The sequence below is a fragment of the Pseudomonas sp. Irchel s3b2 genome (assembly GCF_900187445.1).
Lineage (GTDB): Bacteria > Pseudomonadota > Gammaproteobacteria > Pseudomonadales > Pseudomonadaceae > Aquipseudomonas.
This window is the reverse complement of the sequence record NZ_FYEB01000011.1, coordinates 145273-169312: the sequence shown is the minus strand read 5'-3', so window position 1 is coordinate 169312 and position 24040 is coordinate 145273. Positions and strand designations below refer to the sequence as shown.

Annotated in this window: 24 protein-coding genes and 1 pseudogene; 12 read left to right on the top strand and 13 right to left on the bottom strand. The window is 59.2% G+C overall.

Features of this window, described 5'->3' with window-relative positions:
* Positions 1-37: 37 nt before the first annotated feature.
* Positions 38-814, bottom strand: a complete 777-nt coding sequence (locus tag CKW20_RS21430) for an IclR family transcriptional regulator (RefSeq protein ID WP_095054655.1) — start codon at positions 812-814, stop codon at positions 38-40.
* A 286-nt stretch (positions 815-1100) separates the two neighbouring features.
* On the opposite strand from CKW20_RS21430, the gene CKW20_RS21425 reads away from it, so the two are divergent.
* The gene (locus CKW20_RS21425; RefSeq protein ID WP_095054654.1) at positions 1101-1994 is read left to right on the top strand and encodes a neutral zinc metallopeptidase; all 894 of its coding nucleotides are present in this window, start codon (positions 1101-1103) and stop codon (positions 1992-1994) included.
* Complete coding sequence (locus CKW20_RS21420) at positions 1994-2953, top strand: alpha/beta fold hydrolase (RefSeq protein WP_095054653.1); 960 nt, start codon at positions 1994-1996, stop codon at positions 2951-2953. Before CKW20_RS21425 ends, CKW20_RS21420 begins: the two co-directional genes overlap by 1 nt.
* A gap of 99 nt (positions 2954-3052) precedes the next feature.
* Here CKW20_RS21420 and CKW20_RS21415 read toward each other — a convergent pair whose 3' ends face one another.
* From CKW20_RS21415 to CKW20_RS21405, 3 genes are all read right to left on the bottom strand, one after another.
* Positions 3053-3646, bottom strand: coding sequence for an HAD family hydrolase (locus tag CKW20_RS21415; protein WP_095054652.1), 594 nt, complete (start codon positions 3644-3646; stop codon positions 3053-3055).
* Positions 3643-4512 carry an acyl-CoA thioesterase II gene (gene tesB / locus CKW20_RS21410; protein ID WP_095054651.1) on the bottom strand — a complete coding sequence of 290 codons (870 nt, stop codon included), beginning with the start codon at positions 4510-4512 and terminating at the stop codon, positions 3643-3645. The genes CKW20_RS21415 and tesB overlap by 4 nt, the downstream gene beginning before the upstream one ends.
* A 106-nt stretch (positions 4513-4618) precedes the next feature.
* Complete coding sequence (locus tag CKW20_RS21405; RefSeq protein ID WP_095054650.1) at positions 4619-5188, bottom strand: GNAT family N-acetyltransferase; 570 nt, start codon at positions 5186-5188, stop codon at positions 4619-4621.
* Positions 5189-5274: 86 nt separating this feature from the next.
* Between CKW20_RS21405 and CKW20_RS21400 the strand changes: the two genes are divergently transcribed.
* Both CKW20_RS21400 and CKW20_RS21395 read left to right on the top strand, forming a co-directional pair.
* Positions 5275-6195 (top strand): histone deacetylase, encoded by a 921-nt coding sequence (locus CKW20_RS21400; protein ID WP_095054649.1) that lies wholly within the window; start codon positions 5275-5277, stop codon positions 6193-6195.
* A 281-nt stretch (positions 6196-6476) separates the two neighbouring features.
* Positions 6477-7718 carry a TIGR03862 family flavoprotein gene (locus CKW20_RS21395; RefSeq protein WP_176466937.1) on the top strand — a complete coding sequence of 414 codons (1242 nt, stop codon included), beginning with the start codon at positions 6477-6479 and terminating at the stop codon, positions 7716-7718.
* Between the two features lie 38 nt (positions 7719-7756).
* Here CKW20_RS21395 and CKW20_RS21390 read toward each other — a convergent pair whose 3' ends face one another.
* The gene (locus CKW20_RS21390) at positions 7757-9091 is read right to left on the bottom strand and encodes a DEAD/DEAH box helicase (RefSeq protein WP_095054647.1); all 1335 of its coding nucleotides are present in this window, start codon (positions 9089-9091) and stop codon (positions 7757-7759) included.
* 65 nt (positions 9092-9156) lie between these two features.
* The gene (yedA, locus tag CKW20_RS21385) at positions 9157-10083 is read right to left on the bottom strand and encodes a drug/metabolite exporter YedA (RefSeq protein WP_095054646.1); all 927 of its coding nucleotides are present in this window, start codon (positions 10081-10083) and stop codon (positions 9157-9159) included.
* 162 nt (positions 10084-10245) lie between these two features.
* Here yedA and CKW20_RS21380 point away from each other — a divergent pair, with 162 nt between their 5' ends.
* A complete protein-coding gene (locus CKW20_RS21380) occupies positions 10246-10695 on the top strand; it encodes an Lrp/AsnC family transcriptional regulator (protein ID WP_095054645.1) in 450 nt (149 codons plus the stop codon).
* A gap of 113 nt (positions 10696-10808) precedes the next feature.
* Here CKW20_RS21380 and CKW20_RS21370 read toward each other — a convergent pair whose 3' ends face one another.
* The 3 genes from CKW20_RS21370 to CKW20_RS21360 all read right to left on the bottom strand — a co-directional run bounded on the left by CKW20_RS21370 (position 10809) and on the right by CKW20_RS21360 (position 12891).
* A complete protein-coding gene (locus tag CKW20_RS21370) occupies positions 10809-11420 on the bottom strand; it encodes a PolC-type DNA polymerase III (protein WP_095054643.1) in 612 nt (203 codons plus the stop codon).
* A gap of 22 nt (positions 11421-11442) precedes the next feature.
* Complete coding sequence (locus CKW20_RS21365; RefSeq protein ID WP_008012653.1) at positions 11443-11922, bottom strand: NYN domain-containing protein; 480 nt, start codon at positions 11920-11922, stop codon at positions 11443-11445.
* Positions 11923-12138: 216 nt separating this feature from the next.
* Positions 12139-12891 carry a DUF2076 domain-containing protein gene (locus CKW20_RS21360; protein ID WP_095054642.1) on the bottom strand — a complete coding sequence of 251 codons (753 nt, stop codon included), beginning with the start codon at positions 12889-12891 and terminating at the stop codon, positions 12139-12141.
* A 177-nt stretch (positions 12892-13068) separates the two neighbouring features.
* Between CKW20_RS21360 and CKW20_RS21355 the strand changes: the two genes are divergently transcribed.
* Together CKW20_RS21355 and CKW20_RS21350 are read left to right on the top strand one after the other, a co-directional pair.
* Positions 13069-13743 carry a YciC family protein gene (locus CKW20_RS21355; protein WP_095054641.1) on the top strand — a complete coding sequence of 225 codons (675 nt, stop codon included), beginning with the start codon at positions 13069-13071 and terminating at the stop codon, positions 13741-13743.
* 74 nt (positions 13744-13817) lie between these two features.
* Complete coding sequence (locus CKW20_RS21350; protein ID WP_095054640.1) at positions 13818-14897, top strand: endonuclease/exonuclease/phosphatase family protein; 1080 nt, start codon at positions 13818-13820, stop codon at positions 14895-14897.
* Positions 14898-15038: 141 nt separating this feature from the next.
* Here the strand turns inward: CKW20_RS21350 and CKW20_RS21345 are convergent.
* Positions 15039-15272, bottom strand: a pseudogene (locus CKW20_RS21345) (ABC transporter ATP-binding protein); the annotation flags it as partial.
* Between the two features lie 219 nt (positions 15273-15491).
* Between CKW20_RS21345 and CKW20_RS21340 the strand changes: the two are divergent.
* Positions 15492-17072: a glycosyltransferase gene (locus CKW20_RS21340; RefSeq protein WP_095054639.1), complete on the top strand. Its 1581-nt coding sequence runs from the start codon at positions 15492-15494 to the stop codon at positions 17070-17072.
* 15 nt (positions 17073-17087) lie between these two features.
* Here the strand turns inward: CKW20_RS21340 and hrpB are convergent, their stop codons facing one another.
* Entirely contained in the window at positions 17088-19604 is a 2517-nt protein-coding gene (hrpB, locus tag CKW20_RS21335; protein ID WP_095054638.1) for an ATP-dependent helicase HrpB, read from the bottom strand.
* Positions 19605-19701: 97 nt separating this feature from the next.
* Here hrpB and CKW20_RS21330 point away from each other — a divergent pair, with 97 nt between their 5' ends.
* Together CKW20_RS21330 and CKW20_RS21325 are read left to right on the top strand one after the other, a co-directional pair.
* Entirely contained in the window at positions 19702-20121 is a 420-nt protein-coding gene (locus tag CKW20_RS21330; protein WP_095054637.1) for a polyribonucleotide nucleotidyltransferase, read from the top strand.
* A 30-nt stretch (positions 20122-20151) separates the two neighbouring features.
* On the top strand, positions 20152-21048 hold the full coding sequence (locus CKW20_RS21325) for a cation diffusion facilitator family transporter (protein ID WP_095054636.1): 897 nt from the start codon (positions 20152-20154) through the stop codon (positions 21046-21048).
* Here the strand turns inward: CKW20_RS21325 and CKW20_RS21320 are convergent.
* Positions 21042-22037 (bottom strand): DUF6515 family protein, encoded by a 996-nt coding sequence (locus CKW20_RS21320; RefSeq protein WP_095054635.1) that lies wholly within the window; start codon positions 22035-22037, stop codon positions 21042-21044. The genes CKW20_RS21325 and CKW20_RS21320 overlap by 7 nt on opposite strands.
* Before the next feature lie 437 nt (positions 22038-22474).
* Between CKW20_RS21320 and CKW20_RS21315 the strand changes: the two genes are divergently transcribed.
* Both CKW20_RS21315 and CKW20_RS21310 read left to right on the top strand, forming a co-directional pair.
* Positions 22475-22954 (top strand): Lrp/AsnC family transcriptional regulator, encoded by a 480-nt coding sequence (locus CKW20_RS21315; RefSeq protein WP_007894448.1) that lies wholly within the window; start codon positions 22475-22477, stop codon positions 22952-22954.
* 213 nt (positions 22955-23167) lie between these two features.
* Positions 23168-23377 (top strand): DUF2788 domain-containing protein, encoded by a 210-nt coding sequence (locus CKW20_RS21310; RefSeq protein ID WP_030129518.1) that lies wholly within the window; start codon positions 23168-23170, stop codon positions 23375-23377.
* On the opposite strand, the gene CKW20_RS21305 is transcribed toward CKW20_RS21310, so the two are convergent.
* A complete protein-coding gene (locus CKW20_RS21305; RefSeq protein WP_095054634.1) occupies positions 23372-24013 on the bottom strand; it encodes a pseudouridine synthase in 642 nt (213 codons plus the stop codon). The two genes, CKW20_RS21310 and CKW20_RS21305, sit on opposite strands and share 6 nt — an antisense overlap.
* Positions 24014-24040 lie beyond the last annotated feature (27 nt).

Here is a 24040-nt window from a genome sequence, read left to right as displayed (position 1 = left end):
CGCATAGCTCCCACACTGGTTTTCTGTGCAAGTTGAATTAAATGAACAACTCGGACGCCAGACTCGCCGCCGACAACTCCTCGGTAAATTTCAACAATAGCGGCGCCAATTCATGCAAACGCGCCCCCGGCATCCGCGCACTCGGTCCGGCGATGCTGAGTACGCCGATCACCCGGCCATCACCCGGATGCCGCACCACTGCGGCAATCGCCGACGTGCCTACCGCCGAACTTTCCTCGACCCAGGCATAGCCCTGTTCCCTGGCCAGACGCAGGCGTTCGAGCAATTCGATGTTGGAGCGCGGTGCATTCGGCCCGAGGTCCTTGGGCCGGTCAATGCTCTGGCGTTCCACCAGCGACAAGGCCTCGGCATCGCTCATGCACGCCAGCCACGCATGCCCCGATGCGGTGTAAAACAACGGCGCATCGCGGCCCATGTCCGGGTCATAACGCAAGCCGGAACGGGCGCCCTGGGACTTGGCGATCCAGATTTGCCGCTCCCCTTCGATCACCCCAAGGCGCACCAGCTCACCGGTTTCCTCGGCCAGGCGATCAAGCACCGGTTGCACGATATCCGCGCCGCTACTCGACAGGTAGCGGAAACCCATGGCCACCAGTTTGGTCGACAGGTGATAACGCAGGTTCTCCGGATTCTGCCGCACGTAGCCCAGCCGGATCAGCTCGGCGAGCAAGCGATGGGTCGCGCTTTTGGGGATATCCAGTTGCTCTGCCAGCGTTTGCATCGGCAAACCACGAGGGTCAGTGGTGAGACTTTCCAGCACGCTGAAAACACGTTCGATCTGACTGCCGGCCATGGGAGGCTCCACACGAAATTTGCCCGATTCTAGAAGACAACAGGCCGGATGCAAAATCTGGAACCCGGTGTGCGATCAGCAACCGGCAACAAAAGTAATCGCCCACTCGAGAAAAACCGATCACCTGACGGAATTCGATGGGCTATCGATGTTCAATACAAGTCTGAAATGTTTCGTGCGGGCTAAAAGATGGACGACCGGACTGGCGCCACTCCCACTCACCGGCAACACTCATCATCAAGCTTGTTCATCATGCTTCTTCACCAGCAAGAAAAGAGGATCCCCCATGCTTTGGAAAAAAGGCCGACGCAGCGACAACGTGGTCGATGCCCGTGGCGATGATGTCGGTGGTGGGGGCGGTGGGATGCGCTTCGGTGGAGGCAAGGGTCTGAGCCTGACGGCGATCCTGTTGATCGTCGGGATCGGCTGGATCACCGGCCAGGACCCGATGCAGATCCTCGGCCAGTTGACCGGGCAGATGAGCGAGCAATCGGCTCCGGCCACCACCCAAACCCGCAAGGCGCCACCGGCCAATGATGAAGGAGCCGAATTCGTGCGCTCGATCCTCGGCGATACCGAAGACACTTGGCGCCAGATTTTCCAGCAGGCCGATCGGCAGTATAAAGACCCGACCCTGATACTGTTCAGCAACCGCGTCAACTCGGCCTGCGGCCTGGCGACTTCGGCGACCGGTCCGTTCTATTGCCCGGCAGACCAGAAGGTTTACCTGGACATGAGTTTCTTTCAGGAGATGTCACAACGCTTTTCCGCCGCGGGCGACTTCGCTCAGGCCTACGTAATCGCTCACGAAGTCGGACACCACGTGCAGACCTTGCTCGGCGTTTCAGCGAAAATTCAGACCGCGCGCCAACAGGGCCGGCAGATGGAAGGCGACAATGGTTTGCTGGTGCGCCAGGAACTACAGGCCGATTGCCTGGCCGGCGTCTGGGCCAACAATGCGCAGAAACGTCTGAACTGGCTGGAACCCGGTGACATCGAAGAAGCCTTGAACGCCGCCAACGCCATCGGCGACGACCGCTTGCAACAGCAAGGTCAGGGCCGCGTGGTGCCGGATTCTTTCACCCATGGCACTTCGGCCCAGCGAGTGCGCTGGTTCAAGGCCGGTTTCGCACAAGGCCAGGTCGGCCAGTGCGATACCTTTTCCGCGAAGAATCTGTGATGGGTAAGTGGCTGCTGGCTCTGTTGATTACCTGCGCAAGCACCCAGGCCGCCGAGCAGGGTATCGAGCAAATCAGTTCCGGGCGTCTATTGCTGAGCGCCGGCGAAATCGCGGTGAGCATCGGCCCGACACCGGCGAAAATCGAACGCGTACTGATCATTCTCCATGGTCGATCACGCAATGCTGAAACCTACCGCCAAAGCGCCGAACGTGCAGCCGAGCAGGCCGGACAAAGCGCAAACACGTTGGTGCTCGCCCCGCAGTTTCTCAATGAAACCGACGTCGCGAGCCAGCCGGTGCCCGACAGTGTTTTACGCTGGCAAGGCAATGACTGGATGGCTGGCGGCTTATCCACTGCGCCGTTCACGCTGAGTTCCTATGCGGCGCTCGACGAAATCGTCGCTCGTCTGGGTGATCGACAACAGTTTCCCGACGTGAAGCAAATCGTCATCGCCGGTCACTCCGGCGGCGCTCAAGTGGTCCAGCGTTATGCCTTGCTGAGCCACCCTCAGCCAGCCCTCGACGCAGAAGGGGTGAAGGTGCGCTATGTGCTCGCCAACTCTTCGTCGTACGCCTGGTTCAATGAGCAACGGCCGGTGGCGTTCAGTCATGCGGGCTGTCCGAATTACAATCGCTGGACGTACGGGTTGGCGGATTTGCCCGCGTATGCCGATGGGCAAACACCCGCGCAGCTGGAAGAAAACTACGTCAAACGTGACATCGTTTATTTACTCGGGCAGCAGGATATCGACCCGAATCACCCGGCGCTGGATAAAAGTTGTGAAGCTAAAGCCCAAGGTGCTTCTGGGTTGATTCGCGGGCGCAATTATTTCAATTACCTGAAGCGACGCCATTCTCAAGGGTTGAGTCAGCAGCTGATCGAAGTGCCCGGGGTCGGGCATGATGGTGATCGGATGTTTTCGTCGCCTGAGGGGCAGAAGGTGTTGTTTGGTCAGTGAGGTTTTGTGTGTCTGATCTGACGCCTTCGCGGGCAAGCCTCGCTCCTACGGGGATCACATATATCCCTGTAGGAGCGAGGCTTGCCCGCGAAGAGGCCCTCAAGCCGAAAGCATCTGCCGCAACGCCACGCAATCAACTGCATGCCAATCAGCCAATTCCGGCCACGGATTATCCGGCAGATTCACCAGCACCGTCCGCGTCCCCGCCGCCCGGCCGCAATCCAGATCGAAGCGGTAATCACCGACCATCACCATTTCGCTCGCCTGAATCTTCCAGGCTTCGGCCAGTTTCAGCAAACCGCCAGGATGCGGTTTGGGCGGTGCTTCATCGCGGCCCAGTACATCCTCTACCGCAAAGCAGTCAGCCAGGCCGATGGCCTCCAGCGTGACATGCGCCAGCTCGCGAGCATTGCGCGTGAGAATGCCCAGACGATAACCGCGCCCGGCCAACTCACGCACCAGTTCCACCGCGCCCGGTGCCGGTTTCGAGCCCAACGCCAGATCCCGCTCGTGCTCCAGCAACCACGCGTGTTTGGTCGCGGCTTCATCGGCTGGCAGTGCCGCGAGGTGGGTCAGGATGTCGTCTTCGGCGGGAATCGCCAACGCCACGCGGATCGCCGCGAAATCATGCACGGCCACGGTCAGGGTGCCGTCCATGTCGAACACCCAGTGCCGCACCTCGGCCAGGCTCATATCCAATCCTTGCGATGACGAATCAGGCCTTCCTGGGTGACCGAGGCCACCAGTTGCCCGGCCCGGTTGAACACGCTACCGCGGGAGAATCCGCGCGAATTGCCGGCCCACGGGCTGTCCATGGCATACAGCAACCAGTCATCGGCGCGCAGGTCGGCGTGGAACCACAAGGCGTGATCAAGGCTGGCCACCTGCATGTCTTTCTGCCAGACCGATTTGCCGTGGGGCAGCATCGAGGTGGTCAGCAGTCCGAAGTCCGACGCGTAGGCCAGCAGGTATTTGTGCAGTGCCGGGGTGTCAGCCAACGCACCATCGGCGCGGAACCAGACGTATTTGACTGGGTCGGCAGGCTGCGGGTTGTAGGGGTCTTTTTCAGTCACCGGTCGGAATTCGATCGGTTTCGGGCACAGCAGTTTTTCACGCATGTGTTCAGGAATCAGGTGCGCGCGCTGCTGGGTGAGCTCCAGCTCCGACGGCAGGTTTTCCGGGCCAACCACTTGCGGCATCTCAGTCTGGTGCTGGAAGCCTTCTTCGTCGTACTGGAACGAGGCGCTGCAGGTGAAAATCGGGTTGCCCTTCTGGATCGCCGTCACCCGACGCGTGCTGAAACTGCCGCCATCGCGCACCCGATCGACCTGATACACAACCGGCAATTTGGCGTCGCCCGGGCGCAGGAAATAACCGTGCATCGAATGCACATGGCGCGCCGGCTCGACGGTCTGGCTGGCCGCCGACAGGGACTGGCCGAGTACCTGGCCGCCGAACAACTGACGAAAACCCAGGTCCTGGCTGCGGCCACGGAACAGGTTTTCTTCAATCGGTTCCAGGGTCAGCAGGTCTACCAGATCTTCCAACACTTGGCTCATTCAGACTCTCCTCACACAACGCAATGCCGCGCAGTCTTGGCTGCGGCGGTCGATTCAGTTTATGGCCCGGTTCAACATGAGGGTCATTGTAAACGTCCGCGCCTGCTTATCCATGCAAGGTTTGCAGCCATTGCTCACGGGTGATGCGGTACAACACGTGCGGGCGCAGCGGATGATCGGCTGCGAGCCGCGGGTGCTCGAAGTCATCGACGGGGGCATGGTGCATGCCGATCGCTTGCATGACTTTCTCGGATGGCAGATTGGTCTTGGTGGTGAAGGCGACGACCTCTTGCAGCGCTAACCGATCAAACCCGCAGCGCAGAGCGGTCCACGCCGCTTCACCGGCATAGCCTAGCCCCCAGTGCTCACGCGCCAGGCGCCAGCCGATTTCGATGGCTGGCGTGAATGGCGCATCGAAGCCGACCACACCCAGCCCGGTAAACCCGATGAACGCCCCGGTGTCCTTGCGCTCCAGTGCCCAGAGGCCGAAACCATGCTCGGCAAAATGCCCGCGAATCCGCCCGATCAACGAGGCACTTTCCAGTCGACTCAAGGGTGCCGGAAAATAACGCATCACCTGTGGATCGGCGCACATCGCCGCAAACGCCGGTAAATCCTCATCACGCCACTGCCGTAACAACAGTCGTGCGCTTTCGAGTTCCAGTATCGGCTCCATCGTGCCCCTCCAATTCCATGCCGCAATACTACATCGCTGGTAGGATCCTTCACTCATTCCTACATGCCTTCCTGTATAAATCAGCCATGCCCCTGCCATTGATCTACCACGAAGACTACAGTCCCGAGTTCCCGGCGGATCACCGCTTCCCCATGGACAAGTTTCGCCTGCTGCGCGATCACCTGGTGGACAGTGGCCTGACCCGCGACACCGACCTGCTGCGCCCGGACCTCTGCCCGCCAGAGATTCTCGCCCTTGCCCATGACCCTGCGTATATCGAACGCTACATGGGCGGCGAATTGTCCCGCGAAGACCAGCGGCGCCTCGGCCTCCCCTGGAGCGAAGCGCTGGCCCGGCGCACGGTGCGGGCGGTCGGCGGTTCGTTGCTGGCGGCCGAACAAGCACTGGAGCACGGTTTGGCCTGTCACTTGGCCGGCGGCACTCACCATGCGCATTACAATCATCCTGCCGGGTTCTGCATCTTCAATGACCTGGCGGTGATCAGCCATTACCTGCTGGAAAGTGGCCGAGTGAATCGCGTGCTGATCTTCGACTGCGATGTGCATCAGGGTGACGGGACTGCACGGATTCTGCACAACACTCCGGAGGCAGTGACCGTTTCCCTGCACTGCGAAAAGAATTTTCCCGCACGCAAAGCCGAAAGTGATTGGGACATTCCGTTGCCGATGGGCATGGGCGATGCCGATTACCTGAAGGTGGTGGACGACGCACTCAATTATTTGCTGCCGCTCTACCAACCGGACCTGGTGCTGTACGACGCCGGTGTCGATGTGCATAAGGACGACGCACTGGGTTATCTGAAGCTGACAGACGAAGGTGTCGCCGCTCGCGATGAAAGCGTGATGCGTCATTGCCTGGGCCGGGATATTCCGGTGGTCGGCGTGATCGGCGGCGGTTACAGCAAGGACCGCAAAGCCCTGGCGCGCCGTCATGGAATCCTCCATCACAGCGCCCAACGGGTCTGGCAGTCATCAGGTTGTCATTGATCTATGGGTCTTTACCCACAATGCCTGTGGAACCGCCTGTGGATAACCTGAGTGAAAGGGTCTGCAGGCCATGCGGCGTATAGGCTACAGAGCAGTGGTTGTTTTTTAACCACCCTTTTGAAAACACCAATGCCCCCTGTAGGAGCGGGCTTGCCCGCGAACAGGCCGGCACATTCAACATCTTTGTTGCCTGACACACCGCTTTCGCGGGCAAGCCCGCTCCTACAGGGGTTTGGGCTGCTAGAATGCCCGCCCTATCCCGCCATACCGCAGCTCTCGCCATGACCCAGCCCTCCACTTCCCTCCCCCCTCACGTCGCCATCATCGGCGGCGGCCCTGCCGGTTTGATGGCGGCTGAAGTGTTGAGCCTGGCCGGGATCAAGGTCGATCTGTACGACGGCATGCCTTCAGTGGGACGAAAATTCCTCCTCGCTGGTGTCGGCGGCATGAACATCACCCATTCCGAAGCCTACCCGGCGTTTCTCTCACGCTATGCCGAACGGGCACCGCAGATTGCGCCGCTGTTACGGTCCTTCGGCGCCGACGCTTTATGCCAATGGATTCATGACCTCGGTATCGAAACCTTTGTCGGCAGCTCTGGCCGAGTGTTTCCTACCGACATGAAAGCCGCACCCCTGTTGCGAGCCTGGCTCAAACGCCTTCGCGATGCTGGCGTAGTTATCCACACCCGCCATCGCTGGCTCGGTTGGGATGACAACAGTGACTTGCGTATCGACAGCCCCGAAGGCGAAAAAACCATTCAACCCGACGCGACCCTGTTGGCCCTCGGCGGCGGCAGCTGGTCGCGTCTCGGCTCGGACGGTGCCTGGATGCTGCCGCTGGAACAGCGCGGTGTAGGACTGGCGCCGTTGCAACCGAGTAATTGCGGCTTCGAGGTGCAGGCCTGGAGCGAATTGATGGTCAGCAAATTCGCAGGCAGCCCGCTGAAAAACATCGCCATTGGCCTCAATGACGATGTACCGCGACTCGGAGAATGTGTGATCACTGCCACGGGGATTGAAGGCAGTTTGATCTACGCCCTGTCGGCACCGATCCGTGAAGCCATCAATCACCATGGCGTGGCGACCATTCACCTGGACCTGTTGCCGGGCAAGCCTGTGGATAAAGTTCAGGCAGCGCTGAGTAAACCTCGCGGCTCACGCTCCATGGCCAAACACCTGCACAGTCAGCTTGGGCTTGATGGCGTGAAAGCGGCATTGCTGCGCGAACTGACACCGGCCGAATGTTTTACCGATCCCGCATTGCTGGCCAAAGCGATCAAGGCATTGCCGCTGACGCTGGTGAAAACCCGGCCATTGGACGAGGCCATCAGCAGCGCGGGGGGCGTGATGTTCGAGTCGATAGATGAGCGTTTGATGCTCAAACAACTACCCGGCGTGTTCTGCGCGGGGGAAATGCTCGATTGGGAAGCGCCGACCGGCGGCTATCTGCTGACCGCGTGTTTCGCCAGTGGGCGGGCGGCGGGGTTGGGGATGGTGGAGTGGTTGAAACACCGACACTGATCGTTCCCACGCAGAGCGTGGGAACGATCCTCAGAGGATCAAGGCTTACGCTTACGCGGCCCGGTATTAAACACCGGCACTTTACGCACAGGCTTGATCGAAGGCTCCGGCGCCGAAGCATCACCGCTCTCGACCCATTTACCCAAATTGCGCTTGCCGCCACTGGAGGTCTTGGGCTTCTTCGGTTTTTTCGGCTTCTTGACCACCTGACCGCTGGCATCAGTATCCGGCACGCGGTGCTCAGGCTCGAAATCCTGCTCCATCTGACGAGTCAACGTCTGACGGGTCAACATCTCGATGGCTGACAGCTGATTCACCTCATCGGCGCAGACCAGCGAAATAGCCTGCCCGGTTGCGCCTGCACGCCCGGTACGACCGATGCGGTGGATGTAGTCCTCCGCCACGATCGGCAGGTCGAAATTGACCACCAATGGTAAATCTTCGATATCCAGACCACGCGCTGCCACGTCGGTGGCTACAAGGATCTGCACTTCGCTGGCCTTGAAACGATCCAGTGCCCGCTGACGAGTCGCCTGAGGTTTGTCGCCGTGGATGCCGTCGGCATTGATGCCCAGGCCCTGGAGTTTTTCCACCAACGCATCTACGCCGTTACGGGTCTTGGCGAACACCAGCACCTGCTTCCACTTGCCTTTGCGCATCAAGTGAACGAACAGCTCCGACTTGCGCTTCTTGTCCACCGTCACCACCCATTGCTTGACGGTGTTGGCAGCGACGTTGCGCGGGCTGACTTCGATGCTCAGCGGGTCGTTGAGCATTTGCCCCGCCAGCGTGCGAATCGCATCGGAGAAGGTCGCGGAGAACAACAGCGTCTGACGTTTTTTCGGCAGCGCTTTATAGATATTCCCCAGCTCTTCGGAAAAGCCCAGATCGAGCATGCGATCGGCTTCGTCCAGCACCAGGGTTTGCAACTGATTGAACTTGAGCGCGTTCTGCCGGAACAGGTCGAGCAGGCGGCCCGGGGTCGCCACCAACAGGTCGACACCTTTGCGCAGCTTCATCATTTGCGGGTTGATGCTGACACCGCCGTACACCGCATACGTGCTCAACGGCAGGTTCTCGGCGTACTGACGCACGGCTTCGTGAACCTGTTCGGCCAGTTCACGGGTTGGCACCAGGATCAGTGCGCGCACGGAGTTGGCGCTGACTTTCGGCCCTTCCATGGCCAGCAATTGCAGCAGCGGCAGGGCGAAACCGGCAGTCTTGCCGGTGCCGGTCTGGGCTGCGGCCATCAGGTCGCGACCGGCCAGCACCGCCGGAATCGCTTGTGTCTGCACCGGCGTAGGGGTCTGGTAGCCGAGCGTCTCGAGAGCGCGCAGCAAGGGTTCGATCAGGCCAAGGGTGGCGAAAGTCATGGGAGTACCGTAGGAAAATTCAGCGCAGTTGTGCAAAACGAGTGTGCAATGGCGCGCAGTTTACCCTAATTCGCTCGGGATTCTGTCGGCACCACTACGGCGGGCCGATCTGCACCACGGCGCCACTGCGGCAACCCGATCAACACCACGGCACTGATGATCACTGTCATGGCCAGCGCTTCTTCAATACCAATGGTCTCGCCAACAAATACGATCCCCAGCAACACCGCCACCGCCGGGTTGACGTAGGCATAACTGGTGGCCGCTGCCGGGCGCACGTGTTTGAGCAGGTACATGTAGGCGTTGAAGGCAATGATCGAACCGAAGAACGTCAGATAGGCCAATGCTGCCCAACCTTCGATCGGCGGCATGCTTTCCAGATGTTCGCCACTCACCGCGCTACCGATCAACAACACCACGCCGCCCACCAGCATTTCCACGGCACTGGCCATCGCGCCCTGCGGTAACGGCAAGTGTTTGCTCCATACCGAACCGAAAGCCCAGGACGCTGCCGCGAATACCAGCAACGCCGCGCCCAACGGGCTCGATTGCAGATTGGAACCGAGGTTGAGCATGGCAATACCAATCAGCCCGAGCGCAATCCCGGCCCATTCGAGACGGGTATTTCGCGCGCCCCAGAAATATCCACACAGCAAGGTAAACAGCGGCACCGTCGCCACCGCCAACGCGGCAACGCCGGAGGCCACGCCCGTATGCTCGGCGACGCTCACTGCACCGTTACCGAAGGTCAGCAGCAAAATCCCGATGATCCCCGCCGCTTTCCATTGCACCCACGTCGGTGCCGGCGCCCCGCGCCAGCGCAGGAACGCGTACATCAATGTACCGGCGATCACGAAGCGGATACCGGCCAGCAATAACGGCGGCCAGTACTGCACGCCGATGCGAATCACCAGGTAGGTCGATCCCCAAATCACGTACAGCGCGAAAAAAGCAGCGATCAGCGGTAAGGAAAAACGGCGTATGCCAGGCATGGGCAGCTCGAGAACAAGACAAAGAGAGCAGCTATTCTAGAAAGGCCAACGGCAGAAAATAAGTTACAAAACCTGTTTATCGCACCAGTACACTTTTCAAAACACGGAGTTCAGCGCTATAAACCATGCTTTCGAAAGTCAGCATTTTTCAGGAATACCATGATGGACAAATACGACCGCATGCTTCTCAGCGCCCTGTTGGAAAACGGTCGTGCGTCCTACGCCGAACTGGCGCGCAAGGTGAACCTGTCCGCTCCGGCGGTGGCCGAGCGCGTGGCCAAACTTGAGGCCTGCGGGGTGATCACCGGCTACCAGGCGAAAGTCGACATGTCCAAAATTGGCTTGCCGATCCAGTGCGTCATCGAACTGCGCCTGAATCAGCACGGCAACCAGAAAACCTACGACGAACTGATCAAAATCCCACAGCTCACCGAATGCCATCGCGTCACCGGCGACCCGTGCGTGATCATGCAAGCGGCGGTGGGCTCGATGCCGGAGCTGGAGGAATTGATCAACCGGATTGCCACATTCGGGTTCAGCAAGACCTCGATCGTGCTGTCCAGCGCCATCGAAAAGCGCGTACCGTTGGGGCAGTTGGAAGGAAAGCCCTGATCAGATCGTTCCCACGCGCAGCAAAGGAATGCAGCCCGGGACGCTCCGCGTCCCAGAAGCGGACGCAGAGCGTCCATTGAGGCATTCCCACGCGGAGCGTGGGAACGATCACTCTAAAACCCGCGATACCGCTTCAAATGCTCATTGATCTTCGCCGCCGGCACTTTCTGCAAACTGACGAGCAGATCATGGGACAACTCCCGCAACCCATGCTTGCGCCGCAACTCTTCAGCCAAGTGCGCCGTCAGGTTGGCGGCCATCTCCGCATCGGCCATGGCCCGGTGAGCCTTGCCGGTATCGGGCAGGTTGGCGAAGGTCGTGAGGGTGCCGAGCTTATGGTTCGGCGCGGCAGGCATCAGGCGGCGGGCGAGTAACAGCGAGCAGGCAAAGTTCTGCAGGCGTGTACGCTTGATTCGCCCAAGCTCAAAGTCCCAGAACTTCTGGTCGAACGCAGCGTTGTGCGCCAGCAGTGGTGTGATGCCGACGAACTCATTGACCTCGTTCATCACCTGTTCGGCCGAGGGCGCGGTGCGCAGCATGGCGTTGCTGATGCCGGTGAGTTGTTCGATGAAGGCCGGCACTCGCACGCCAGCATTCATCAGGCTTTGGTAACGCTCGACGATGCGCCCCTGTTCAAGAATCACCACGGCAATTTCCGTGGCTCGGCAGCTGCTGCTCGGAGAGATCCCGGTGGTTTCAAAGTCGATGACTGCTATGCGTTCCAAACCTGTTTCAACTCCGTAAAAATCAATTCTTGAGCAGCAACGCGCCTTCGATCGGCACGTAACGGCTGGCGGCGCGGATCAGCGAGTTGGCGGTGAGACCGGGCACGCCATAGGCCACCGCTTGCACCCCGTGCTTGCTGATGATGCGCTCCAGCAGCATGTCGAAATCACCGTCGCCGGAGGCCAACACCACTTCGTCGACATGGTCGGCGGCGTCCATGATGTCGAGGGTGATGCCCACGTCCCAGTCGCCTTTGGCCGAACCGTCGCTGCGCTGGATGTAGGGTTTGAGCTTCACGATGAAGCCGAGATTGCGCAGGATCTGCTGAAACTGCTGCTGCTTGCTGTCGCCACGATCGATCGCATAGGCATAGGCCTCGACGATCTGCCCCTGTTTGCTGACGTCAGCCCACAGTGCGGCGTAGTTGAAGTGGCAACCATAAGCCTGACGCACGGTGTAATAGAGGTTCTGGACATCGGCGAACACTGCGATTTTTTTCACCGTACATCCTCATTAGCGTGCCGAAGCGCGGGCAGGATCAAGCACCAGGCCCGAAAAGTTGCCCAGTATGCCAGCCCGAAGGATTGTTCCGCGAATAATCGGCCGTGTGGCGAGGGAGCTTGCTCCCGTTGGGGTGCGAAGTGGCGCCCTTGCTTTAAAACCCAAGGGGCCTGCTACGCAGTCCAGCGGGAGCAAGCTCCCTCGCCACAGATGTAATCAGACGAAAGAGTCGTCGTCGCCGAAGAACGATGAGCTGTCATCATTGTAATCAGCGTCGGCGAATCCGCCTTGATCGCTGGAGTTGTCAGCCACGCGCTGCTCATTGTTGCTGTCGCTCTGATCGTTGACCTGAGCCGGTTCTTCCTTGATGACTTCAACCACTTCCGGCTGCTGATTGTGCTGGAACAGACTACTGATGCCTTGCGCCAGCATCACGCCACCGGCCACACCCGCTGCAGTTTTCAATGCACCGCCGAGGAAACTGCTGCCGGCAGACTGTTGTGGTGCGTAGTTCTGCCCTCCGAAGTTCTGCTGAGCAGCCGGCGCACCGAAGTTCTGCGGCGGCTGCGCGTTGAACGACGGCCGCCCCGGTTCACGCCAGCCGCCATTCGACGGGGCTGCGCTTTGAGTCGGCGCAGGCTGCGGATCACGGGAGCCACCACCGAAGATACTCGACAAAAAGCCACCGCCGGTCGCCGCCGGGGCCGCCGTCTGCGCCTTGGTCGATTGCAATTCAGCCTGCAATTGCTGGACTTGTTGGGTGAGTTGCTTGTTCTGTTCGTCGAGGCTCTTGATGGCTGCCTCTTGCACCAGAATCGCCTGGGTCATGAAATAGCCCGCCGCTGGCTGGCGAGTCAGGTGTTCCTTGATCCGCGCTTCGGCCTGGGCGTCGCGCGGGGCTGAATCCGTTTCGGCCTGTTGCAGCCGGGAAAACAGTCCATCGATCAGGGTTTGTTCTTCGCTGTTCATGGCGACCTCATAGATTGCCGGGAATATCGTCGCCCTCATCCACGGTGGATAAGGTGCTCACCAGTAATGGGGCTGATACAAGATGTTTCAATGACCTTTACCGAACGTTTACGTTTGCGCCCCAACGGGTTTCATCGGTTAAAGTGAGGCACTGCTTTCAACCTGCGATACCGACTGATGAATCCGTTCGACGTACTGCGTGACTCTCTGTATTTCTTCAAGCGCAACCTGCGCCAGATCGTGCAGCTGTGCCTGCCGCTGGTGATTGTCGAGGCGCTGCTGCAACAAGTGGTCGACCACTCCACCAAGCCGGACAGCTTTCCCGGCATCAGTGTGATGGTCGGCCTGCTGGTGTATCCGCTGTACACCGCCGCACTGATCCTGTTTCTCGATGCCCGCAGCCGTGGCGAATCGCCGCGCACCCGCGACTTGCTGGCGACCTCCGCGACCCTGTGGCCGCGTTTCGCCGTGCTGACCGCCCTCAATACACTGCTGATCCTGATCGGCCTGTCGCTGTATTTCCTGCCGGGCATCTGGTTGATGGTGACGCTGGCCTTCGGTGAATACCTGCTGGTGCTGCGCGGCCTGGCACCGCTGGCGGCGATGAAGGAAAGCCTGCGCCTGACCCGCGGAAACTTCCTGCGCATTCTGGTGTGCATTCTGTGCGTGATGGCCCCGTTGTGGGTGCTCAAGGGTGCGACGCTGGCGGCTTACCCCGATCCGCAGAACCCGGTGATATCGCTGCTGATCGACAGCGCCCACAGCTTTCTGCAACTGTTCACCAGCGTGGTGGTGTTCCGTTTGTTCATGCTGATCAGCGATGCGCCGGAGAAAGCTGACGGGACGCTCTGAGCGCTCTACCCTTGGGCTTGGGCGCTGCTCTCGGTTATGCTCGGGGTCAATTTTGTAACGCGATAAGCCGAGCCATGACCCGTCTACTGCGCTACACCCTGCTGGGCCTGCTGATTGCCATCGGCCTGATTGCATTGCTGATCTACAGCCTGACCTGGCGCCCCGAAACCAAGGAAGCGCTGCCGGTCAGTTGCAACACTCAGGCACCGACGCTCGTACCTGGCCAGTCGCTTAAGGTGATGACCTGGAACGTCCAGTACCTGGCAGGCAAGCGCTACATATTCTGGAACGATCTGGCCGCAGGCAACGACGAGCGCCCTACGCCTGAAGACATGGCCTTCAGCCTCGACGAAGTGGCGCGGGTGATTCGCGACGAGCAACCGGACATCGTGCTGTTGCAGGAACTCGATGACGGCGCCAAGGCCAGTGACTACCAGAACCAGTTCAAATTGCTTCAGGATCGAGTCACCGACCTGTATCCGTGCAGCGCGCAGGCCTTCGACTGGAAAGCCGACTTCGTGCCTGAACCGCACATCTACGGCAGCGTTGGCCGGCAATTGGCAACCCTGAGCCGCTACCAGATCGAACACGCCGAACGCCTGCAATTACCAGTCGCATCGGCCAATTTCATCAACCGTCAGTTCAAACCCAAAAACGCCTTGCTCGTCACTTACCTGCCATTGAGCGACGGCGGCCAAATCGCCGTGGTCAACACCCATCTGGATCGCGCCACCCAGCCTGACGAAACCTTGCAAACCCAAGTGACGGCCGTGACCAAGGTCCTCGACAAGTATGAAAGCCGCGGCACACCGTGGTTGATTGGTGGTGACTTCAACCTGTTGCCGTTGGGCCAGTATCGACGCCTGCCCGCCGAGCAACGCACGCCCTACTCCGCCGACAGCACGCTGCATGTGCTGTGGGATAAATACCCGATGATCCCCACCAACAACGAAGCCAGCGGGATCGACCGCGCGCAATGGCTGACCCATTACCCGAATGACCCAGACTTGAACGGCCCGGACCGGACCGTCGATTACCTGTTTTACAGCCCGCACATCAAACGGGTTGAGGCGCGAGTGAGGCAGGACGATACGTTACGGATTTCCGATCACTTGCCGGTGATTGCGCGGTTTCTATTGCCGGCCGCGCCTTAGCGCATGACGCCAGCCAAATACAAAACCTGTGGGAGGTGGTGGAGGCCGGCTAGATGATTCTCAGGCAACATAGATGTTGAATGTGACGACCTCATCGCGGGTAAGCCCGCACACAGGGAATCTGCATGGCTGGCATCAGGCTCAATGCGCCTCCTCCAACCCATCATGCAATAGCCCGAAGATCTTGCGTTTCATGTCGATGAACGAGCGCTCCATGACCATGTCCAGGGTCCGTGGGCGTTCGATCGGCACGTCCAGAATCTGCTTGATCCGACCCGGCCGCGCACCCATAACGTAGACCGGGTCGCCCCGCAGAATCGCCTCGTCGATATCGTGGGTCACGAACAGCACGGTCTTCTTGCTGTTGCCCCGTACCGCGAAGGCCGGGAGCGGGACTTAAATCCCCGACACCATTGTTTCGAGATTGAGTCTGCGGCCAAAAAATCCCAGTCGTTGATTCTTGAAGGGCGGTGGATAGTAACTCAATAGCAGTGCATGCATGAAAACATACGTTACAACTAACTTACCTAATGGGATTGCGCCCTGCCGGCGATAAAACTAGTTTCCAGCCCCCTTTCCAAATGACTCAGCCCCATGACGATATTACTCAACACTGCAATACCCTCTTGCAAAGCAGCGCTATCAAATAACGCTCACAACAATAACAACAGGTTAAGCTCAGTACTATTTATCCAGAACTATCAAGGAACTGGAGGCACCGAAAACATCAGCAAAATGTTACTTGAACAAAATGCAAATCCTAACGGCGCACATCTGAAATGTTCCAACGCCACTCTTCTGGACTTTACAACAAAAGGGACAGGAGATAAATTTCAAATAGTCAACCACCTGACTGAGGTCAGTAATAACGGCGAACGAAGAACAACCACAGAGGCAATCAACTGGAACGAACACACTAATTTTAGTGACATCCAGAAGGATTCTGGAAACAACATAGGCAGAGGGCAGTTTGGACTTGGAATAGAAAAAATATGTTTGAAAAATTACTTCTTAAACCTTGGACACAAAACAATCGAGACTGAGACAAAGACCAATGACAAAACCAACACTAACAGGCTTGACGGGGTCTTAATAAAGACAAAGAGTGGGTTTGAACTGAACCCTACGGCGCTGGCAAGTATGAAGGCTGCCATTGAAGACGCAGCCCCGCAAGTCGTTTATGTAGCTCAGGATCATGCTGTCACGCTGGTATCGGAAGCCGTTAGAGAATTGAACAGCACACGTCCAACGGGTGAGAAAATAGGCGTCGCCTATGGCATCCATCGTGAAGATCTTGCGGTTGAGGATAGCGACACCTACGAAAAGGCTTATTGTGTGACACGTAATATGGCTGCTTCACACAACGCCATTCACGTTGCCGTTGTGTGTTCTCGATCTGCGGGTCAAAACTACTTGGATGTCGGGGGAAACTCTAAAGTAATGATGAAAGTTGAGAATGGAACAGATTGTGAAAAATTCTCCTATAACCCCTCCGCTCGCCAACAGTTTCGAGAAGCAAACAACATCCCTCAAGATGCCAGCGTAGTGACATTGGCAGGTCGTTACTCTCCTGAAAAAGACGTCACGGCCTATATCAAGATTATCGGAGAAGTGCTCAAGCAACCCGAAAACGGAAACCTGCATTTTATCGGATGCGGATCGATGATGAGCAATGACAATATCCGCCTTCAAGCGCTTATAAAAAATTCACTTGGCAACGAATACGACACTCTCAAACATCACATCCATTTCCTTGGCTTTCAAGATATGCCTACTGTCATGTCTGCCACTGACGTCATACTTTCGACCTCGAGAACGGAATCTTGGGGACTCACACTACTGGAGGCTGCAGCCGCAGGCTGCATCGCGGTTTATCCTGAACTGCCTGGCACATGCAATGCCATGGGAAATCTTGCTAATACATACGATTTAAGTGTGAAGCGAAAGGAAACGGAAGAAATTGATCCTCTATTTCCACAGACCAAATCCCTATCCAATGAGTCCATCGCTGTATTTGTCAGCAAACTGCAAAATGCACTGACGCTCAGCAAAAACCAGGAAGCAAAGGAAAACCATGTAAAACGCGCCAGAGAAACCGACGTATCCAAAATGTACAACGGTTATCTTGCTGCATTTGAATTGGCACACCATCGCGCCAATTCAAATGAGGAATAAATTTATAGCCTGATACTATTTTCTTGGTTTAACCCGCGCGGTGGCCTCGGCCACCAGCGGATCATCCGGCCAATAATGCTTCGGATAACGCCCCTTCAAATCCTTCTTCACCTCGGCATAGGTACTGCGCCAGAAGTTCGCCAAGTCCTGCGTCACTTGCACCGGCCGGCGTGCCGGGGACAGCAGATGAAGCTTGACCACTTGCCGGCCCCCTGCAATGCGCGGGGTTTCGGCCAGGCCGAACAACTCCTGCAAACGCACCGCCAGAATCGGCGGCTGTTCACTGTAATCCAGACGAATCGATGAGCCCGATGGCACGCTCAAATGATGTGGCGCCAGCTCTTCGAGCCGTTGCGGCAACGGCCAGGGCAGCAGGTTGTGAACGATGCTCGACAAGTCCAGATTGGCAAAGTGACTGAGCCGCGAGACTTTGCCCAGATACGGCATCAACCAGTGTTCAAGGCTTTTGAGCAGTGCAGCGTCGCTGACATCCGGCCACTCGCTCTGGCTCTGACTACTCAAGTCCAACTGACGCAACAACGCCACCCGCGCCTGCCACTGACGCAACTCCGGGGTCCACGGCAACAGCTCCAGACCTTTGCGTCGCACCAGGTTCACCAGCGCCTGACTGCGGGCGCTTTCATCGAGACCGGTCAGCGGTTCGCGGCTGAGGATCAACTCGCCGACCTTGCGCTGACGCTCGGCCCGCAACACGCCTTCGCGCTCATCCCAATCCAGTTGATCGACACAACGCACCTGTTCGGCCAGCACTGAATCGAACAGCGCCGGATCAAAATCCGTTGCCAGATAAATCCGTTCCTCACGCTGGCCCTGGCGACTGCCCAGATCGGCGATCACCAGCCACGGTTGCTTCATCAGGCTGTCCGCTTCGGCAAACAGCGCCGCACGGCCGTTGGCCAGTCGATACTCAGCGCCACCGGCCCGTCGCTGTTGAGCTACTCGGTCGGGATAAGCCAACGCCAGCAACGCGCCGAGCCAGCGCGGATGTCCGGGATCGCTGACCGGCTCCGTCGCTTTGCCACGCAAGTAACCACGATATTGCCGCGCCAGTTGCCGGGCCCGTTGAACGCCGCCCTGAGCACCACGAGCGGCTCGCTCTTCACCGGACAGCAGCACCAACCGACTGTGCAGATCGGCGCCAGCGCCACGCAAAATATCCCGTTCACCGAGCAACGCCGCGACATCGCAAGCCATGTCCGCCAACCCCAGCGCCTGCCCCCGCAATAGCAAATGGGCGATCCGCGGGTGCGCCGGCAATTCGGCCATGGCCTGACCGTGACGGGTCAGCGCTTCGCCCTCCAGCGCGCCTAAACGCTCAAGCAAATCCTGAGCCTGTGCATAAGCCGCTGCCGGAGGAACATCCAGCCAAACCAACTGACCCGGTGTCACGCCCCAACGCCCCAGTTGCAAGGCCAGCCCGGCAAGGTCCGCCGAGAGGATTTCCGCACTGGCGTAAGCCGCCAGTTGTTCGTGCTGATCCTGCGACCACAGGCGATAACACACGCCGGGCTCCAATCGCCCTGCCCGGCCCGCGCGCTGCGTGGCGCTGGCTTTGGAAATGCGCTGAGTATCCAAGCGGGTCATGCCGCTGCCAGGATCGAAACGCGGCACGCGCGCCAACCCGGCATCGATCACCACGCGCACGCCATTGATGGTCAGGCTGGTCTCGGCGATGTTGGTGGCCAGCACCACTTTGCGTTTGCCGGCGGGCGCCGGATCGATCGCGGCGCGTTGGGCGGCGAGGTCCAATTCACCGTGCAACGGGCAGAGCAAAACCTGTGTGCTATCGCCCAGTGCATCGGCGAGTTGCTGATGCACCCGACGGATTTCCGCCTGCCCCGGCAGGAACGCCAGCACGCTGCCGGTTTCATCATTCAAGGCTTCAAGGACGGTCTGCACCAACCGTGGCTCGATGAATTCACCCGGCTGAAACGGCCGGCCCCAACGCATTGCCACTGGGTACATGCGACCTTCGCTGCGCAGGATCGGCGCGTCATCCAGCAACCCGGCCAGGCGTTCGCCTTCCAGGGTTGCCGACATCAAAAGAATTTTCAGTGGCTGATCGTCACGAAACAGCTCCCGGCCGTTCAGGCTCAGGGCCAGCGCCAGGTCGGCATCGAGACTGCGCTCGTGGAACTCATCGAAAATCAGCAAACCCACGCCTTCCAGCGCCGGGTCATCCTGCAAGCGCCGGGTGAGGATGCCTTCGGTGACCACTTCGATGCGGGTGTTGGGGCCGACTTTGCTGTCGAGACGAATGCGATAGCCAACGGTTTCGCCGACCTTCTCACCCAGTTCACTGGCCAACCGCTCCGCCGCCGCCCGCGCTGCCAACCGACGCGGTTCGAGCATCAGAATGGTCTGCCCGGCCAGCCACGGCTCATCGAGCAAGGCCAAGGGCACGCGGGTGGTTTTACCGGCGCCGGGCGGTGCTTCGAGCACGGCTTCGTGGCGTGTCGCGAGGGCTTCACGCAGGGCGGGTAAAACTTCATCAATCGGCAAAGAAATCATGCTGGCTCCCAAACAGAGGCGCGAGTATAACGGCGTTCGTCGCGGTCCTAATTCATATCGACGATGCTTCGTATCCAGATAACTCAGGAGATTTCACATGCGTGCTCCCTTTCGCTTGATCGGCGGTGTACTGGTCGCGACCTTGCTGACCCAAATGACCGCCTGCGGGACGATTTTCTACCCCGATCGTCGCGGTCAGATCGAGGGCAAGATCGACCCGGCCATCGCCGCGCTGGATGCTGTGGGTCTGCTGTTCTACATCATCCCTGGCCTGATTGCCTTTGCGGTGGACTTCGCCACGGGCGCCATTTACTTCGAACCCGGCCGGACTGCTCAGGTGGCTCCGGAAAAACTCAAGGACGCCATCGGCGCCGACGGCAAGGTCGATAACCACAAGTTGCAGACTATTCTGGAAAGTGAACTGGGCCGCAGCTTCCCGCTGGATGATCCACGCCTGATCCAGCACAAGGGCAGCGCCCAGCAACTGGCCATGTTCGGCCTGCAACCCGCCGCGTAATCGGTGCACTAAAAAGGAAAAGCCGCACCTATGACCACCAGTACCGAACACGCCCGCCTGCTGCGGCTGGCGACGCGCGCCTCGGTGGCGGTCGCGTGCATATTGATCGTCGCCAAAGCCATCGCCTGGTGGCTGAGCGGTTCAGTGAGCATGCTCGCCGGGCTGACTGACTCAGCACTCGATGGCGTCAGCTCGCTGCTCAATCTGCTGGCCGTGCATTACGCCTTGCGCCCGGCCGACGACGATCATCGTTACGGGCATGGCAAGGCCGAATCATTGGCGGGCATGGCTCAGGCGCTGTTCATTGGCGGCAGTGCGGTGCTGATTGCCTTGCAGGCGATCGAACGGTTGAAACATCCGGAGCCGATAGGCGCGGCGTGGCTCAGCATCGGGGTGATTGTGTTCTCCCTCGCCCTGACCGTGGCCCTGCTGATGCTGCAGCATCGGGTAATCAAGGCAACCGGTTCCAACGTCGTGAGTGCCGACTCCTTGCATTACCGCTCAGACCTGCTGCTCAACGGCAGCATTCTGGTGGCGCTGGTGCTGGCCGGGTTTGGCTGGCATCAAGTCGATCCTTGGTTCGGATTGGGGATCGCCGTCTACATCCTCTGGAGCGCCATTCATATCGCCCGGGAAAGCTTTGCGGTGCTGATGGATGAAGAGCTGCCGCTGGATGTCAGCCAGCACATGCTTGAACTGGCCTGTAGCGTACCGGGGGTTTTGGGCGCCCACGACCTGCGCACACGGATTTCCGGCAACCAGTGGTTCGTGCAGTTGCATCTGGAATTGCCGGGGGAGCTGACCCTGTCAGTCGCCCATGACATCAGCGATAAAGCCGCCGATGCGATTCACGCCGCCTACCCACGAGCCGAAGTGCTGGTGCACGCTGACCCGCAGGAAGTGGTGAAAGCCGCCAGGGCTCAGTAACTCACCTGATAACCGCGACTGCTCAGGCAGTTGCCCTGGGCCTGTCGGTACACTTGCACCACCGACGGGGCCGGTTGATAGGTGACGGCGCGCGGATCGAAACCGCTCTGCTCCACAGCCCAGCGATAACACTCGTAACCGTCCCGACTGACCTCCTCTGGCGACTGGCCGTTGGCTGGATACGCCACCACGTCGTAGCCACTGCCAACCGGTTGCGGCTGCAGGGGCGGTTCGACCACGATGTAATCCTGAGTGCTCGCCTGGTAGGCGTAATACGCGCCGGCCGCCAGGAACAACAGCGCCCCGCCGATCCACACTTCACGCGCGTAATCAGGCAAGTAGCGGACACGAATCCCGCGAGGTGGCTGAACCACCACGTAACGCGGGCCTTGCGGGCGGTACCAGTAACCACCGGAATAGAAGTAATCCCGGCCACGATACGGCACGCGATAACTGCGATCCGGAAAGCGGTCGATCATGTAGCCCGGACGATACTGCGGACCGGGCCCCCAGCCACTGCCGCGTCCATCCGGGCGACCAGGCCAGCGCTGGTCGTGACGCGAGCCCGAACCGCCGGTCTGCCAGCGCTGGTTGTCATAATTGCGCGGCTGCTCGTCCTGATAATAACCACGCCGGGGTTCCTGGGTCTGGCGCACGGTGTCGGGCCGGCCCTGAATCGGCAGATTATTACTGGGTTGTTGCGGCGGTCGGCCATGAACATTGGGATCGTGCGACGGGCGGTTTTGCCGCTGGCCGCCCTGATTCTGGTCGTGAAGCTCGAATTGGCGGCTGTTGTCGCCACGAATGATTTCGTTGTTCTGCCGGCGTGGCTGATTGTTACCGTCATGACCCTGACCTTTGCCCTGATGATCCGCTCCACGTTCCCCACCATCGGGACCGCGATATTGCGGCTCATCGGCCAGCGATTGTGCAGTGACACTCACACACAGCAAACCAACACCGGCCAAACGCCAGATGTTCGACTTCATGCTTTTCCTCACGGCGGGTTAGGGCCTGTACGTAAGACTGGGAAAATGCAAGCCCGGTTCTGTGACAGGTTATCAGTCACGCAACTTATTTATTGAGGGGTGGGCGTCAAATTCGGAGCAAGAAAAAAGGGAGACCCGTCGGCCTCCCTTTGAGAACTTCGTCCGTGCTCGACGCTTATGACGTCGGCTCACCTCACGCCGTCTTCTGGACAGTGTGTAGCTCGGGGGCCGACACATCCCCGGTGGGGGTGGCGACCGCAGCTGGCCTGATTGGGCGAGCCGCACTGGACTGTTTGTCCGAGCAGTGATTCTGGTGATAAGAATAAGCCCGGAGCGGCGACAGAGGATTGCGAAGATTGCTCAAATAAACATCACTTGCGCAATTTTTAACTCCAGATAGATAATCCGCCGCAATAGTTATGACAAAGGCCAGATTGATGAGCAAACTCGACCGATACGACCTGAGCATTTTGGCGGAATTACAGCGCGATGCGCGAATCTCCAATCAGGAGCTGGCCGAACGCATCGGCCTGTCGCCTTCGCCTTGCTCGCGGCGGGTCAAGCAACTGGAAGACGACGGTTACATCACCCGCCAGGTCGCTCTGCTGGACCGCAAGATGCTCGGCCTGAGCCTGACCGCCTACGTGCTGATCGGCATGGACCGCCATACACCCGAGCGCTTCGAGAACTTCGAAGCCGCCATTCGCACCTTGCCGCAGGTACTGGAATGCAGCCTGGTGACGGGGATGGATGCGGACTATCAGCTCAAAGTGGTAGTGCCGGACATGGATCACTATCAGAAACTGCTGCTGGGGCATCTGACCCGGATTGAAGGGGTGACGAGTGTGCGGTCGAGTTTTGTGTTGAACCAGGTGCTCAACAGCACCGAGTTGCCGCTGACTCATTTGCGCAGCTGAGAATGCCTTCGCGGGCAAGCCTCGCTCCTACGGGTTTTGTGTCGGTCATGGTATTACATTCGACACCCCCCGTAGGAGCGAGGCTTGCCCGCGAAGAGGCCCGCACAGGCGACGAATGACTGCGACACACCGACGCAGGTCAATGCTCCATCAATCTGCCATCGCGTATACTCCCGGCGCCCTTTTTAGCCCCACCCGCGCTGGAGATGTTCGATGGATCCTGCAGTATTCGAAGAGTGGATGATGACTGGCCTGGTCAGCATTCTGATCATTTTCATGGGCTTCATCGTCTGGGACCTGGCGAAAAAATCCAAGGCCGGGCGCTTCGGCTCGTTCATTCTGTTCTTTGTACTGGGGCTGGGCGTGGCCGCATTCGTGGTCAAAAGCGTGGTGATCGGCATGATCGAATCCGGCACGCTATAAGCGCGCCGGCACTTCCTTCCACTGGCCCTGATCGAGCCCCTCGATCGACCAGTCGCCGATTCTGACCCGCACCAGACGCAACGTCGGCAAGCCGACCGCCGCGGTCATGCGCCGTACCTGACGGTTGCGGCCTTCGCGAATGACCAGTTCCAGCCAACTGGTCGGCACGCTTTTACGAAAGCGCACTGGCGGGTTGCGTGGCCACAGTTGCGGCTCATCCAGTTGTCGCGCTTGGGCCGGCAACGTTATGCCATCGTTCAGTTCGACGCCATCGCGTAAACGCTGCAACTGCTCGGCGCTTGGTTCGCCTTCCACTTGCACCCAATAGGTCTTGGCCAGTTTGTGTTTCGGGTCGGCAATTCGCGCCTGAAGCTGGCCGTCGTTGGTCAGCAACAGCAAGCCTTCGCTGTCGCGGTCCAGCCGCCCTGCCGGGTAAATCCCCGGAATCTCGATGAAATCCTTGAGCGTCGCCCGCCCTTCGCCGTCGCTGAATTGCGTCAGCACATCGAAAGGCTTGTTGAACAGAATCAGCTTCGGCTCGGCCGGTGGCGCTTTGGCGACACGACGCGGGGCGGAAGTGGATGGCGCAGGCTTCACGCCGGGGCGGCGGGAAACGGGACGTGGCGGACGAGACATGGCGAGAAGAACATCTAACGGTCAGGG